The 15,597-nt window shown below is 54.4% G+C and carries 13 protein-coding genes; 11 read left to right on the top strand and 2 right to left on the bottom strand.

The genetic code is table 11. The features are described 5' to 3' along the window. Nucleotides 1-100: 100 nt before the first annotated feature. The gene (gene ubiF / locus ACIPDS_RS13330; protein WP_400736762.1) at nt 101-1,276 is read right to left on the bottom strand and encodes a 3-demethoxyubiquinol 3-hydroxylase; all 1,176 of its coding nucleotides are present in this window, start codon (nt 1,274-1,276) and stop codon (nt 101-103) included. Between the two features lie 140 nt (nt 1,277-1,416). On the opposite strand from ubiF, the gene miaB reads away from it, so the two are divergent. The 10 genes from miaB (at nt 1,417) to rihA (ending at nt 12,236) form a co-directional block, all read left to right on the top strand. After that, nucleotides 1,417-2,841: a tRNA (N6-isopentenyl adenosine(37)-C2)-methylthiotransferase MiaB gene (miaB, locus tag ACIPDS_RS13325; protein ID WP_400736539.1), complete on the top strand. Its 1,425-nt coding sequence runs from the start codon at nt 1,417-1,419 to the stop codon at nt 2,839-2,841. A 155-nt stretch (nt 2,842-2,996) separates the two neighbouring features. Then, nucleotides 2,997-4,043, top strand: coding sequence for a PhoH family protein (locus ACIPDS_RS13320; RefSeq protein ID WP_166514837.1), 1,047 nt, complete (start codon nt 2,997-2,999; stop codon nt 4,041-4,043). Then, nucleotides 4,040-4,513: an rRNA maturation RNase YbeY gene (ybeY, locus tag ACIPDS_RS13315; protein WP_400736535.1), complete on the top strand. Its 474-nt coding sequence runs from the start codon at nt 4,040-4,042 to the stop codon at nt 4,511-4,513. Before ACIPDS_RS13320 ends, ybeY begins: the two co-directional genes overlap by 4 nt. Before the next feature lie 156 nt (nt 4,514-4,669). Beyond that, entirely contained in the window at nt 4,670-5,548 is an 879-nt protein-coding gene (gene corC / locus ACIPDS_RS13310) for a CNNM family magnesium/cobalt transport protein CorC (protein ID WP_166515079.1), read from the top strand. A 5-nt stretch (nt 5,549-5,553) separates the two neighbouring features. Then, nucleotides 5,554-7,092, top strand: a complete 1,539-nt coding sequence (gene lnt / locus ACIPDS_RS13305; RefSeq protein ID WP_400736532.1) for an apolipoprotein N-acyltransferase — start codon at nt 5,554-5,556, stop codon at nt 7,090-7,092. Between the two features lie 746 nt (nt 7,093-7,838). After that, nucleotides 7,839-8,750, top strand: a complete 912-nt coding sequence (locus ACIPDS_RS13300; RefSeq protein WP_400736529.1) for an amino acid ABC transporter substrate-binding protein — start codon at nt 7,839-7,841, stop codon at nt 8,748-8,750. A 170-nt stretch (nt 8,751-8,920) separates the two neighbouring features. After that, entirely contained in the window at nt 8,921-9,661 is a 741-nt protein-coding gene (locus ACIPDS_RS13295; RefSeq protein ID WP_166514833.1) for an amino acid ABC transporter permease, read from the top strand. Beyond that, a complete protein-coding gene (gene gltK, locus ACIPDS_RS13290) occupies nt 9,661-10,338 on the top strand; it encodes a glutamate/aspartate ABC transporter permease GltK (RefSeq protein ID WP_166514832.1) in 678 nt (225 codons plus the stop codon). The genes ACIPDS_RS13295 and gltK overlap by 1 nt, the downstream gene beginning before the upstream one ends. Further along, a complete protein-coding gene (locus ACIPDS_RS13285) occupies nt 10,335-11,060 on the top strand; it encodes an amino acid ABC transporter ATP-binding protein (protein ID WP_400736524.1) in 726 nt (241 codons plus the stop codon). Before gltK ends, ACIPDS_RS13285 begins: the two co-directional genes overlap by 4 nt. A 240-nt stretch (nt 11,061-11,300) precedes the next feature. Next, complete coding sequence (gene rihA / locus ACIPDS_RS13280) at nt 11,301-12,236, top strand: pyrimidine-specific ribonucleoside hydrolase RihA (protein ID WP_400736521.1); 936 nt, start codon at nt 11,301-11,303, stop codon at nt 12,234-12,236. Between the two features lie 92 nt (nt 12,237-12,328). Here rihA and ACIPDS_RS13275 read toward each other — a convergent pair whose 3' ends face one another. Continuing rightward, complete coding sequence (locus ACIPDS_RS13275) at nt 12,329-12,811, bottom strand: zinc ribbon-containing protein (protein WP_166514829.1); 483 nt, start codon at nt 12,809-12,811, stop codon at nt 12,329-12,331. A 203-nt stretch (nt 12,812-13,014) separates the two neighbouring features. Between ACIPDS_RS13275 and leuS the strand changes: the two genes are divergently transcribed. Then, nucleotides 13,015-15,597 carry a leucine--tRNA ligase gene (leuS, locus tag ACIPDS_RS13270; protein ID WP_400736518.1) on the top strand — a complete coding sequence of 861 codons (2,583 nt, stop codon included), beginning with the start codon at nt 13,015-13,017 and terminating at the stop codon, nt 15,595-15,597.

The raw sequence follows: 15,597 nt of genomic DNA, 5'->3' as shown, positions 1-15,597 counted from the left end.
GAGTGCAGCGTCCTCCCGGGGTCGGCTACGCCTCGCCCGGGCTACGGGGAATGTAGCCCGGCCAAGCGCAGCGCCGCCGGGATGGCTTATCGCGCGGGCTTTACAGCCCTAACGCGTATTTCAACGCCTGACGCTTTAAGACGCCCGCACGCTGCGCGGCCATCAAGCCCACGTTACGCAGCACGCGCAAGGGGCCCAGATCGTTGCTAAAGCCTGCGTAGAAAAGATCCATGCCGCTTTGCATCAGTAAATTATCCACCCGCCGACGCGCCTGATAGCGTTGCAGTACGGGCAGACTGGCCCAGTTTTCACCCACGCTTCGCGCGTTTGTCAGTACATCCAGGAGGGCATCCACGTCGCGGTAGCCCAGGTTTACCCCCTGTCCTGCCAGCGGATGAATGGTATGCGCCGCATCGCCCACCAGCGCCAGACCCGGCTGCACATACTGCTGCGCATGACGACGCGTCAGCGGGAAGGCTCCGGCAGCCATTGGCGTAACCTGCCCTAAACGTGCCGGGAAGTGGCTGGCGATTTCTTGCTTAAGCTGCGGCATCGATAATGACTGAAGCTGGCGGATCCGCGCCGGGGTGTCGTACCACACAAGCGAAGCCCAATGTTCAAATAGCGGTAAAAAGGCGCGCGGCCCGGTAGGTGAAAACTGCTGCCAGGTACTGTCTCCCGGCGCGTTTTCGCACTGTACGGTAATCAACATACAGGATTGCGGATATTGCCAGCCGTGAATGCCGATCCCCGCCTGTTTGCGTACCTGCGACAATGCGCCATCCGCCCCAACAACCAACTTCGCGTGAATTTCGCCAGCGTCCGCCAGACGCAATACATGCCCCTCGCCTTCCGGGTGCATATCATTGAGCGTTGTGCCCTCACACAGCGTGACCTGCGGATGCGCCTCCAGCGCTTGCCATAGCGCTCGTTGCAGCACGTTATTCTCAACCATATAGCCGAGATTTGGCAGCTTTAGCTCGGACGCATCAAACACCACATGTGCGTTTTGCCACTCCCAGGTTTCAAGACGACGCCATGGATGCGCGCGCATTGCCAGCACGGCATCCCAAACGCCCAGACTGCGTAACAAAGAGACAGAAGAAGCGCTAATCGCCGAAATACGGACATCCGGCGGTGCCGAGGCGTCAAAATCCGGTGGCGCACTTTTTTCCAGCACCGTAACCGCGAAACCGTTTTGCGCCAGCCCTAACGCCAACGCCCCACCGACCATGCCACCGCCGACCACGGCAACATCTGTGTGCAGGATTGTCATCATTTATTATCCTTAAGCCTGAATACCTTAAGTTTACCGGACTTGAGAGCAATAACCATCATACTGGTCACCATCGCATCAAAGCATTACAATACGCGCCCTGCAATGTTGGCAATTTCTAATCGAGCAAGAGCAAGTCGATGACAAAAAAACTCCATATAAAAACCTGGGGCTGTCAGATGAACGAGTACGATTCATCAAAGATGGCCGATCTGCTGGATGCTACGCACGGTTATAAACTGACCGATGTAGCAGAAGAGGCAGACGTATTGCTGCTGAACACCTGCTCAATTCGTGAGAAAGCTCAGGAAAAAGTCTTCCACCTATTAGGCCGCTGGAAATTACTTAAAGCTAAAAATCCAAAGCTTATCATTGGTGTAGGCGGCTGCGTCGCCTCGCAGGAAGGCAAACTTATCCGCCAACGCGCGCACTATGTGGACATCGTTTTTGGTCCACAAACTCTGCATCGTCTTCCTGAAATGATTGACGCGGTGCGTGATAACCGCCGCCCGGTTATCGACGTCAGTTTCCCGGAAATTGAGAAGTTCGACCGTCTGCCAGAACCCCGCGCCGACGGCCCAACCGCGTATGTGTCGATCATGGAAGGCTGCAATAAATACTGCACGTATTGCGTCGTGCCGTATACCCGTGGCGAAGAAGTCAGCCGTCCGTGCGATGATATTTTGTTCGAGATTGCCCAGCTGGCAGCTCAGGGCGTGCGCGAAGTGAACCTGCTGGGTCAGAACGTCAACGCCTGGCGCGGTGAGAACTACGATGGCACGACCGGTTCATTTGCTGAACTGCTGCGCCTGGTCGCCGCCATTGACGGTATTGACCGCGTGCGTTTCACCACCAGCCACCCTATCGAATTTACCGATGATATTATCGACGTCTATCGCGATACGCCGGAACTGGTGAGCTTCCTGCACCTGCCGATTCAAAGTGGTTCTGACCGCGTGCTTAACCTGATGGGCCGCACCCACACGGCGCTGGAGTACAAATCCATTATCCGTAAGCTGCGCGAAGCACGACCGAATATTCAGATTAGCTCCGACTTTATCGTCGGCTTCCCAGGCGAAACCGACCAGGACTTTGAGCAGACCATGAAGCTGATTGCCGACGTCAACTTTGATGTCAGCTTTAGCTTTGTCTTCTCCGCACGCCCGGGTACGCCAGCGGCGGATATGGTTGACGATGTTCCAGAAGCCGATAAAAAGCAGCGTCTGTATATTTTGCAGGAACGCATCAACCAACAGGTTATGGCCTGGAGCCGTCGTTTGCTCGGCACCGTCCAGCGAATCCTGGTGGAAGGCACCTCGCGCAAAAACATTATGGAACTGACCGGGCGTACCGAATGTAACCGCGTGGTCAATTTTGAAGGCACGCCGGAGATGATCGGCAAGTTTGTGGATGTTGAAATTGTCGATGTTTACACCAACTCTCTACGCGGTAAGCTGGTTCGCACCGAAGATGAGATGGGTCTGCGCATCGTAGAATCGCCTGAGTCGGTGATTGCCCGCACACGCAAAGATAATGAACTTGGCGTCGGCGTTTATCAGCCTTAATCTTCCTGGCCCGTCGACTTCTGACGGGCCTTGTATTTCTCCCCGCTATCCCCATATTTGTTGCAACGCTTGCGCCTTTTTACTGTGGCGTGAATAATTCCTTTATCAGCCGGTTAATGTAAGCCTTCCGGCAACTCATGCATAAGAGGAACAGTTTGAACATAGACACTCGCGAAATTACCCTGGAGCCAGTCGACAATGCCCGTCTGCTGAGCCTGTGTGGCCCGTTTGATGACAACATCAAGCAGCTGGAGCGACGACTGGGCATCGAAATCAACCGCCGCGATAACCATTTCAAACTGACGGGACGCGCGATTTGCGTGACCGCCGCTGCCGATATTCTGCGCAGCCTGTACGTGGACACCGCCCCGATGCGCGGTCAGATTCAGGACATTGAGCCTGAACAAATCCATCTGGCGATTAAAGAAGCCCGCGTACTGGAACAAAGTGCCGATAGCGTGCCGGAGTACGGCAAAGCGATTAATATCAAAACCAAGCGCGGCGTGATTAAACCGCGTACGCCAAACCAGGCCCAGTACATCGCGCATATTCTCGACCACGACATCACCTTTGGCGTGGGCCCGGCGGGTACTGGTAAAACTTATCTGGCCGTTGCGGCGGCGGTAGATGCGCTGGAACGCCAGGAAATTCGCCGAATTCTGCTGACTCGTCCGGCGGTGGAAGCCGGTGAAAAACTGGGCTTCCTGCCCGGCGATTTGAGCCAGAAAGTCGACCCGTATCTGCGCCCGCTATACGACGCGCTGTTCGAGATGCTCGGCTTTGAGAAGGTCGAGAAGCTGATGGAGCGCAACGTCATTGAAGTCGCCCCGCTGGCCTATATGCGCGGCCGTACGCTCAACGATGCGTTCATTATTCTCGATGAAAGTCAGAACACCACCATCGAACAGATGAAGATGTTCCTGACCCGTATTGGTTTTAACTCGAAAGCGGTGATTACCGGCGACATCACCCAGATTGACCTGCCGCGCAGCACCAAATCCGGCTTGCGCCATGCAATTGAAGTGTTGGCCGAAGTCGATGAAATTAGCTTTAACTTCTTCCACAGCGAAGACGTGGTCCGCCATCCGGTGGTTGCCCGTATCGTCAACGCCTATGAGGCGTGGGAAGAAGCCGACCAGAAACGTAAAGCCGAGCAGGCCGCAGAACGTAAACGCGACGCTCAGGCGCAGGAGCAGAAATGAGTCAGGTGATCCTCGATCTCCAGTTGGCCTGTGAAGATAACACCGGTTTACCCGAAGACAGTCAGTTTCAGACGTGGCTTGATGCCGTCGTCCCCCAGTTCCAGGAAGAGTCAGAAGTGACGATTCGTCTGGTGGATGAAGCAGAGAGCCATGAGCTTAACCTCACCTATCGCGGAATGGATAAACCCACCAACGTGCTGTCGTTCCCGTTTGAAGCACCACCGGGAATCGAGCTGCCGCTGCTGGGCGATCTGATCATCTGCCGTCAGGTGGTTGAACGGGAAGCGGCCGAACAAGGTAAGCCACTGGAGGCTCACTGGGCGCATATGGTCGTCCACGGTAGCCTGCATTTGCTGGGCTATGACCATATCGAAGATGAAGAAGCCGAAGAGATGGAAAGCCTTGAGACAGAGATAATGCTTGCTCTCGGCTATGAGGATCCGTACATTTCCGAGAAGATTGCTGAATAGTAGCTTGCCGGATGGCGGCGCTTGCGCCTTGTCCGGCCTACATTCATGCTTTTTTGGCCTGATAAGCGTAAGCGCATCAGGCAATATATGCCGTCCGGCGCTGACTTTACGCGCGACGAGCGACAATTAATTCAACATGAGAACCCAAACGACGCCATGAGCGACGACAATTCACACAGTAGTGACACAGTAAACAGCAAAAAGGGATTCTTTTCCCTCTTACTCAGCCAGCTTTTCCACGGTGAACCGAAAAACCGTGACGATCTCCTGGCGCTGATCCGTGATTCCGGGCAGAACGAGCTTATCGATGAAGATACGCGCGACATGCTTGAAGGGGTAATGGATATCGCCGACCAACGCGTCCGCGACATCATGATCCCGCGCTCTCAAATGATCACCTTAAAACGCAACCAAACCCTGGACGAATGTCTTGATGTCATCATCGAGTCCGCCCACTCGCGTTTCCCGGTTATCAGCGAGGACAAAGATCACATTGAAGGGATTCTGATGGCCAAAGACCTGCTGCCGTTTATGCGCAGCGATTCTGAAGCTTTCAGCATGGATAAAGTGTTACGCACCGCGGTTGTCGTACCGGAAAGCAAACGGGTTGACCGTATGCTCAAGGAATTCCGCTCCCAGCGCTACCATATGGCCATCGTTATCGATGAGTTTGGCGGCGTTTCTGGGCTGGTGACGATTGAAGATATTCTTGAACTGATCGTCGGTGAAATTGAAGATGAGTATGACGAAGAAGATGATATCGACTTCCGTCAGCTCAGCCGCCACACCTGGACGGTTCGCGCGCTGGCCTCAATTGAAGACTTCAACGACGCCTTCAGCACCCACTTCAGCGATGAAGAAGTCGATACTATCGGCGGGCTGGTGATGCAGGCATTCGGTCATCTGCCTGCGCGCGGTGAAACCATCGACATTGATGGTTACCAGTTTAAAGTCGCCATGGCGGATAGCCGTCGTATTATTCAGGTTCACGTTAAAATCCCGGACGATTCCCCACAACCGAAACTGGATGAATAATCTCCATGGCATTTGCCTCATTGCTTGAACGCCAGCGCATTCGTCTGCTGCTGGCGCTACTTTTCGGAGCCAGCGGTACGCTGGCTTTTTCTCCTTATGACTTCTGGCCAGCGGCGATTGTGTCGCTGCTGGGCCTACAGGCGCTGACGCTTAATCGCAGGCCTGTACAGTCCGCAGCCATCGGTTATGCCTGGGGCTTTGGTCTGTTTGGCACCGGCATTAATTGGGTCTACGTCAGTATTGCGCAGTTTGGCGGTATGCCGGGCCCGGTCAACGTCTTCCTCGTCGTTCTGCTGGCGGGTTATCTCTCGCTGTATACCGGTCTGTTCGCCGGGATTTTGTCGCGCCTGTGGCCGAAAACGAACTGGGTGCGTATGGCGATTGCCGCACCTGTCGTCTGGCAGGTCACCGAATTCCTGCGCGGCTGGGTGCTGACCGGCTTCCCGTGGCTCCAGTTCGGCTATAGCCAGATTGACGGCCCGCTGAAAGGGCTGGCCCCAGTGATGGGCGTTGGCGCGATTAACTTCCTGCTAATGGCGGTAAGCGGTCTGCTGGCGCTGGCGCTGGTAACCCGCAACTGGCGTCCGCTGGCGGTTGGCGTGGTGCTATTTGCCCTGCCTTTCCCGCTGCGTTACATCCAGTGGTATTCGCTGCAAACTGATAAAACCACTCAGGTTTCGATGGTTCAGGGCGATATCCCCCAGGCGCTGAAATGGGATGAAAATCAGCTGCTCAATACACTGAAAGTATATCTCGACGCCACCGAAAAAGTGATGGGCAAATCCGAGCTGATTATCTGGCCTGAGTCGGCGATCCCCGATCTGGAGATTAACCAGCAGCGTTTCCTCAGCATGATGGATGATTTGCTGCGGGCGAAAAACAGCACGCTGATTACCGGTATCGTTGATTCACGCCTCAACCAGCACAATCGCTACGACACCTACAACACCATCATCACGCTGGGCAAAGACAGTCCGTACAGCTATGAGTCGAAAAACCGCTACAACAAAAATCACCTGGTGCCGTTTGGTGAATTTGTGCCGCTGGAATCCATCCTGCGTCCGTTAGCGCCGTTCTTTGACCTGCCAATGTCGTCATTCAGCCGTGGGCCGTACGTGCAACCGCAGCTTCTGGCGCATAATCTCAAGCTGACGGCGGCTATCTGCTACGAGATTATTCTCGGCCAGCAGGTTCGCGATAATTTCCGCCCGGACACCAACTTCCTGCTGACTATCTCGAACGATGCATGGTTTGGTAAGTCCATCGGCCCGTGGCAGCACTTCCAGATGGCGCGCATGCGCGCGCTGGAGCTGGCGCGTCCTCTGCTGCGCAGCACCAATAACGGCATCACCGCCGTGATTGGCCCGCGCGGTGAAGTTCAGGCGATGATCCCCCAGTTCACCCGCCAGGTGCTGACCGCAAAAGTCACGCCTACGACCGGTTTAACGCCGTATGCGCGCACCGGCGACTGGACGCTGTGGCTGATTACCGTTGTGTTCGGCTTTGGTGCACTGGTGATGAGCCTGCGTCAACGCCGCAAGTAACACAGTGCACCATCCGGCAGCGGTGCCGCATTGTGCCCGATGGCGCTGCGCTTATCGGGCCTACATGACTGGTGATGAGCCTGCGTCAACGCCGTAAATAACACACGGCAATGTGTGCCGCATTATGCCCGATGGCGCTATGCTTATCGGGCCTACATGACTCGTGATGACCCTGGTTGCTCCATCAGATGTAGGCCGGATAAGGCGGTACGCCGCCATCCGGCAACGGTGCCGCATTGCGCTTGATGGTGCTATGCTTATCGGGCCTACATGACTCGTGATGACCCTGCGTGCTGCATCAAATGTAGGCCGGATAAGGCGATACGCCGCCATCCGGCAACGGTGCCGCATTGCGCCCGATGGCGCTATGCTTATCGGGCCTACACTCGAAACGTAGCCCGGCCGAGCAAAGCGACGCCGGGTTGACCCCCCCAAAACTCCCCATTCTGGCACGCCACTTGCTTAATATAATCAAGAGGCTGCATCTCGTCGCTTAGCGCAACCCGGTTGCACCAGCAAAAGTCACCGGTAGCACCATAATCGTGCAAACGATGTTTTTTGCCTCAAAGCGGTGCGGCGCGCCTCGCAAAAATAAACAATAAAGCAGCAAAATCTTTACATTAAGCCAAACTAAATGCTAACAAACACACATAACGCTGCACGCTAAAAGCACAGCCTATAACAACACAACAATCACAATGGGTATCAATGCATCCTGGCCGATGCAGAGGATAAAGGAGTTGGACATGCAATTACGTAAACTGGCCGCCACCATGCTGGTCATGGGTGTGACCGCAGGTCTGGCACACGCAGAAGACGCAAAGCCTGCTGAGCAGGGATCGACCCTGGACAAAATCGCTAAAAACGGCGTCATCGTCGTCGGTCACCGCGAATCGTCAGTGCCGTTCTCGTATTACGACAACCAACAAAAAGTCGTGGGTTACTCTCAGGACTACTCCAACGCCATCGTTGAAGCCATCAAGAAAAAGCTCAACAACCCGAAACTGGAAGTGAAGCTGATCCCGATTACCTCACAAAACCGTATTCCACTGCTGCAAAACGGCACCTTCGATTTTGAATGTGGCTCAACCACCAACAACGTTGAACGCCAGAAACAGGCCGCCTTCTCTGACACCATCTTCGTCGTCGGCACCCGCCTGCTGGCGAAAAAAGGCGGCGATGTGAAAGATTTCGCTGACCTGAAAGGCAAAGCGGTTGTCGTGACTTCCGGCACCACCTCCGAGATTCTGCTGCATAAACTCAATGACGAGCAGAAAATGAATATGCGCATCATCAGCGCTAAAGATCACGGCGACTCCTTCCGTACTCTGGAAAGCGGTCGTGCCGTTGCCTTTATGATGGATGATGCCCTGCTAGCAGGCGAACGCGCGAAAGCCAAAAAACCGGACAACTGGGAAATCGTCGGCAAGCCGCAATCTCAGGAAGCCTACGGCTGTATGCTGCGTAAAAACGATCCAGACTTTAAAAAGCTGATGGACGATACCATCGCGCAGGCGCAAACCTCTGGCGAAGCAGCTAAATGGTTTGATAAGTGGTTCAAAAATCCAATCCCACCGAAAAACCTGAACATGAACTTTGAGCTGTCTGACGAAATGAAAGCGTTGTTCAAAACGCCAAATGACAAAGCACTTAACTAATTAGAAAAACGGGGCGGAATCATCTGCCCTCTCGATTGTGGTTCAGCACGGACAGACTATAAGTCAGGTGGTCGTTCCCCACCTGACCTGAATACCGCAAAACGCTGTTCAACAATCTTCGAGGGTAGCAGGAGAGTTCCTGCTACCCTTTTTTTTCCAGGAGTTTATTTATGTCCATAGACTGGAACTGGGGTATCTTTTTACAAGAGGCCCCTTTCGGCAACACCACCTATCTCGGCTGGCTCTGGAGCGGTTTTCAGGTCACCGTCGCCCTTTCAATTACCGCCTGGATTATCGCTTTCCTGGTGGGATCGCTGTTTGGCATTCTGCGTACCGTCCCTAATCGCTTTTTGGCGGCTATCGGTACCTGCTATGTTGAGCTTTTCCGTAATGTTCCGCTGATTGTGCAGTTCTTTACCTGGTATCTGGTGGTGCCGGAATTACTGCCGGAAGATCTTGGGATGTGGTTCAAATCAGAACTGGATCCAAACATTCAATTCTTCCTCTCATCAATGATCTGTCTGGGCCTGTTTACCGCCGCGCGCGTCTGCGAACAGGTACGTGCTGCGATTCAGTCGCTGCCACGCGGGCAGAAAAACGCCGCGTTAGCCATGGGGCTGACGCTGCCGCAAGCCTACCGTTACGTGCTGTTGCCAAACGCCTATCGCGTTATCGTGCCGCCAATGACCTCGGAGATGATGAACCTGGTGAAAAACTCGGCCATCGCCTCAACTATCGGGCTGGTGGATATGGCGGCACAGGCGGGCAAACTGCTGGACTACTCCGCCCACGCCTGGGAATCCTTTACGGCGATCACCCTCGCCTATGTCTTGATAAACGCCATCATTATGCTGGTCATGGCTCTGGTGGAACGCAAAATTCGCCTGCCGGGCAACCTGGGGGGTAAATAATGTACGAATTTGACTGGAGTTCAATTGTCCCGTCGATGCCCTACCTGCTCGCAGGATTGGTTATCACCCTCAAAATTACCGTCACCGCGATCATTATCGGTATCGTCTGGGGAACGCTGCTGGCGGTCATGCGCTTGTCGACGTTCAAACCTATCGCCTGGTTTGCCAAAACCTACGTTAACGTCTTCCGCTCAATCCCGCTGGTCATGGTATTGCTGTGGTTCTACCTGATTGTGCCAGGCTTCCTGCAAAACGTGCTGGGGCTGTCGCCGAAAAGTGATATCCGCCTGATCTCCGCGATGGTGGCGTTTTCAATGTTTGAAGCCGCCTACTACTCGGAAATTATCCGCGCGGGTATTCAGAGTATCTCACGCGGACAATCAAGCGCCGCGCTGGCACTCGGAATGACCCACTGGCAGTCAATGAAGCTCATTATTCTGCCGCAGGCTTTCCGCGCGATGGTTCCGCTGCTGCTCACCCAAGGGATCGTCTTGTTCCAGGATACCTCGCTGGTGTATGTGCTGAGTCTTGCCGACTTCTTCCGTACCGCCTCAACGATTGGCGAGCGTGACGGTACTCAGGTCGAAATGATCCTGTTTGCCGGTTTTGTTTATTTTGTGATTAGCCTCAGCGCCTCGCTGCTGGTCAGCTATTTGAAGAAAAGGACTGTACAATGATTACCCTGAAAAATGTTTCTAAATGGTATGGTCACTTTCAGGTGCTGACCGACTGTTCCACGCAGGTGAAAAAAGGCGAGGTGGTGGTGGTTTGCGGGCCATCCGGTTCGGGTAAATCCACGCTGATTAAAACCGTCAACGGCCTGGAGCCAGTGCAACAAGGTGAGATTGTGGTTAACGGCACCAAGGTGAATGATAAGAAAACCAACCTTGCGGAACTGCGTTCCCATGTCGGCATGGTATTCCAGCACTTTGAGCTATTCCCGCATCTGTCGATTATTGAAAACCTCACGCTTGCGCAGGTGAAAGTGCTTAAGCGTGATAAAGCCGCCGCCCGCGATAAAGGCTTGAAATTGCTGGAGCGCGTGGGGCTTTCGGCGCATGCCAATAAGTTCCCGGCGCAGCTCTCCGGCGGTCAGCAGCAGCGTGTGGCTATTGCCCGCGCGCTGTGTATGGATCCGGTCGCCATGCTGTTTGATGAACCAACTTCCGCACTCGATCCTGAGATGATCAACGAAGTGCTGGACGTGATGGTGGAGCTTGCCAACGAAGGTATGACCATGATGGTGGTGACCCACGAAATGGGCTTTGCCCGTAAAGTGGCAAACCGGGTGATCTTTATGGATGAAGGTAAAATTGTCGAAGATGCCGATAAAGAAGCGTTTTTCGCCAACCCGAAATCCGAGCGCGCCAAAGACTTCCTCGCGAAGATTCTGCACTAAACCGTATGCATTGCCGGATGGCGGCTACGCCTTATCCGGCCTACACAAACCTACGCAAACCGGTAGCCCGGGTGAGGCGTTTACGCCGACCCCGGGGTAGTTTGTTGCCAAATCCCGGCGGCGCTTTGCCTGGACGGGCTACGCGTTCGTGCACCTCATCACGCTTTCAGGTTTCTATTCTCGTTCATTCCATTCACAAGCTTTACCCTTGTCACAAAACAACGCTGACAAGGAACCGCTATGGCACAGCCAATTATTCTTGATTGCGACCCGGGTCATGACGACGCGATCGCTATCGTACTCGCCCTCGCCTCTCCCGAGCTTCACGTGAAAGCTATCACCTCTTCCGCCGGCAACCAGACGCCGGACAAAACCCTGCGTAACGTGCTGCGCATGCTCACCTTGCTAAAACGCCCGGATATTCCGGTGGCTGGCGGCGCGGTAAAACCATTGATGCGTGAACTGATTATTGCCGATAACGTTCATGGCGAGAGCGGCCTTGATGGCCCGGCGCTGCCCGAACCGTCGTTCGCCCCGCAAAGCTGCACCGCCGTGGAGCTCATGGCCAAAACGCTGCGCGAAAGTTCGCAACCGGTGACCATCGTCGCCACCGGGCCGCAGACCAACGTCGCACTGCTGCTCAATAGCCATCCCGAACTTCACGCCAACATTGCGCGTATCGTTATCATGGGCGGCGCGATGGGGCTTGGGAACTGGACACCGGCGGCTGAGTTCAATATTTTCGTTGATCCTGAAGCCGCAGAGATTGTCTTTCAGTCGGGCATTCCGGTCGTCATGGCTGGACTGGATGTGACGCACAAAGCGCAAATCCATGCCACCGATACCGAACGTTTCCGCGCCATTGGCAATCCTGTCTCCACCATCGTGGCGGAATTGCTCGATTTCTTTATGGAGTACCATAAAGACGAAAAATGGGGATTTGTCGGCGCCCCGCTGCACGATCCGTGCACCATTGCATGGCTGCTGAAGCCGGAAATATTTACCACCGTAGAACGCTGGGTAGGCGTGGAAACGCAAGGCAAATATACCCAGGGAATGACGGTGGTGGATTATTACTTCCTGACGGGGAATAAGCCGAATACCACGGTGATGGTGGATGTTGATCGCCAGGCGTTTGTGGATTTGCTGGCAGAACGTTTGAAGTTTTACGGCTGAGCAATACCGGGTGGCGCTCCCCTTATCCGGCCTACAAAAACAGACCTGTAGGCCGGATAAGACGCTTTGCGTCGCCATCCGGCACTGCGATATTAAGGCTCAAACGGTCGACGCTGGAACTGGTCATGCCCGCATTTCGGACAGCGTGGCAGCACGTCCGGTGTATACACCGCCAGATGATAATGGCATTTCTCACACACCAGATTCCCCAGCCCCACCACCTCGCCGCTATGGTACACGCCGTGGTGGTTGAGATCCTGAAACACCTCACGCCACTCAAGCTGCGTTTTATCGGTAATATCCGCCAGCTCCTGCCAGATACTCTCTTTAATCACCCGCAGGAATACGCTGTCTGACTCGTCCTCCTGGCTTTCACCATAGCTCATGGCGAACTCTTCCAGGTCGCGACGGACGGCGCGGAAAAGTTCATCAATCTCGGTGCGCGTTAACTCGCTGGCTTGCGTCACTTTCGCGCGTGCTTCGGCCACCAGCGTATCAATATCGCGTTCGCCGTTACGTAAGCGTTCGGTCAATGTGGCGACCAGTTCCCGGTAAATTTGAGCAACCTTGTTCATTGTTTCCACTCCCAGCTAGTTAACCTACTCTAATAGTAGACGTTATTTCCTTTTCGCTTTGCCAACGTCACCACAGAGTTCACAATTTCTGGCGTGAGCTTTTCATCTGCTTAACGTGCGAAAGGCTGTTTTGACGTGAGCGTTTGGGCTATGCTATGCGGATCTCAGTTTATCGAATAATACAGACAGGATCATAGGCTGCCATGCAAGAGCAATACCGCCCGGAAGAGATAGAATCGAAAGTCCAGCTTCACTGGGATGAGAAGCGCACATTTGAAGTTACTGAAGACGAGAGCAAAGAGAAGTATTACTGCCTGTCGATGCTTCCCTATCCTTCTGGTCGACTACACATGGGCCACGTCCGCAACTACACCATCGGCGACGTTATTGCGCGCTACCAGCGTATGCTTGGCAAAAACGTTCTTCAGCCTATCGGCTGGGATGCTTTCGGCCTGCCGGCTGAAGGTGCTGCGGTAAAAAATAACACCGCGCCAGCGCCGTGGACGTACGACAACATCGCCTACATGAAAAACCAGCTCAAAATGCTGGGCTTTGGCTATGACTGGAGCCGCGAGCTGGCAACCTGTACCCCGGAATACTACCGCTGGGAACAGAAATTTTTCACCGAGCTTTATAAAAAAGGCCTGGTGTACAAAAAAACCTCTGCGGTTAACTGGTGCCCGAATGACCAGACCGTGCTGGCAAACGAGCAGGTTATCGACGGCTGCTGCTGGCGCTGTGACACCAAAGTTGAGCGTAAAGAGATCCCACAGTGGTTTATCAAAATCACCGCCTACGCTGACGAACTGTTAAACGATCTGGATAATCTGGACCACTGGCCTGACACCGTGAAAACGATGCAGCGCAACTGGATTGGCCGTTCTGAAGGTGTCGAAATCACCTTCGACGTTAAAGGCTATGACAACACGCTGACCGTTTACACCACCCGCCCGGACACCTTCATGGGTGCGACCTATCTGGCGGTTGCCGCAGGTCACCCTCTGGCGCAGAAGGCGGCAGAAAACAACGCAGAACTGGCGACCTTCATCGACGAATGCCGTAACACCAAAATGGCCGAAGCCGAAATGGCGACCATGGAGAAAAAAGGCGTCGATACCGGCTTTAAAGCGATTCACCCACTGACCGGTGAAGAAATCCCCGTTTGGGCGGCAAACTTCGTGCTGATGGAATACGGCACCGGTGCCGTGATGGCCGTTCCTGGCCACGATCAGCGTGACTATGAGTTCGCGACCAAATACAAGCTGAACATTAAGCCGGTTATTCTGACCGCCGACGGTTCCGCGCCGGATCTTTCCGAACAGGCATTGACCGAGAAAGGCGTACTGTTTAACTCCGGTGAGTTCGACGGTCTGAGCTTTGAAGAAGGGTTTAAAGCCATTGCCGACAAGCTGGTCGCAAAAGGCGTTGGCGAGCGCAAAGTTAACTACCGTCTGCGCGACTGGGGCGTTTCCCGTCAGCGTTACTGGGGCGCACCAATCCCGATGGTGACGTTGGAAGATGGCACCGTGCTGCCAACTCCAGAAGATCAGCTGCCGGTTATCCTGCCGGAAGACGTGGTTATGGACGGCATCACCAGCCCTATCAAGGCCGACCCAGAGTGGGCCAAAACCACCGTTAACGGTATGCCGGCACTGCGTGAAACCGACACCTTCGATACCTTTATGGAATCTTCATGGTACTACGCGCGCTACACCTGCCCGCAGTATCAGGAAGGCATGCTGGATTCAAAAGCGGCTAACTACTGGCTGCCGGTAGATATCTACATCGGCGGTATTGAACACGCCATCATGCACCTGCTCTACTTCCGCTTCTTCCACAAACTGATGCGTGATGCGGGTCTGGTGAACTCTGATGAGCCAGCTAAGCAGCTGCTGTGTCAGGGTATGGTGCTGGCCGACGCCTTCTACTACGTGGGCACAAACGGCGAGCGTAACTGGGTATCCCCGGTTGATGCTATCGTTGAACGTGACGAGAAAGGCCGTATCGTGAAGGCGCAGGACGCTGAAGGTCATGAACTGGTGTATACCGGCATGAGCAAAATGTCCAAGTCAAAAAATAACGGTATCGACCCGCAGGTGATGGTTGAACGTTACGGTGCCGACACCGTGCGTCTGTTCATGATGTTCGCCTCCCCAGCTGATATGACGCTGGAATGGCAGGAATCCGGCGTTGAAGGGGCAAACCGCTTCCTGAAACGTGTCTGGAAACTGGTGTTTGAACACACCTCTCGTGGCCCGGTTGCCGCGTTGAACACGGATTCCCTGAGCGAAGATCAGCAGGCGCTGCGTCGTGACGTTCATAAAACTATCGCCAAAGTCACCGATGATATCGGTCGTCGTCAGACCTTCAACACCGCTATCGCGGCGATTATGGAGCTGATGAATAAACTGGCGAAAGCACCACAGGAAAATGAGCAAGACCGTGCGCTGATGCAGGAAGCCCTGCTGGCGGTTGTACGTATGCTCAACCCGTTCACCCCACACGTCTGCTTCACCCTGTGGCAGGAGCTGGGCGGCGATGGCGATATCGACAACGCGCCGTGGCCGGTTGCCGATGAAAAAGCGATGGTAGAAAACACCACGCTGGTCGTTGTGCAGGTAAACGGGAAAGTCCGCGGCAAAATCACCGTCGCCGTTGATGCAACCGAAGAACAAGTCCGTGAACGTGCAGGCCAGGAACACCTGGTAGCAAAATACCTTGAGGGCGTGACCGTGCGTAAAGTAATTTACGTTCCGGGCAAGCTGCTTAACCTGGTCGTTGGCTAA

The organism is Kluyvera sp. NPDC087067, from assembly GCF_044745165.1.
Taxonomy (GTDB): domain Bacteria; phylum Pseudomonadota; class Gammaproteobacteria; order Enterobacterales; family Enterobacteriaceae; genus Kluyvera.
The sequence above is the reverse complement of the archived record's forward strand: the minus strand, read 5'-3'. Positions and strand labels throughout refer to the sequence as shown.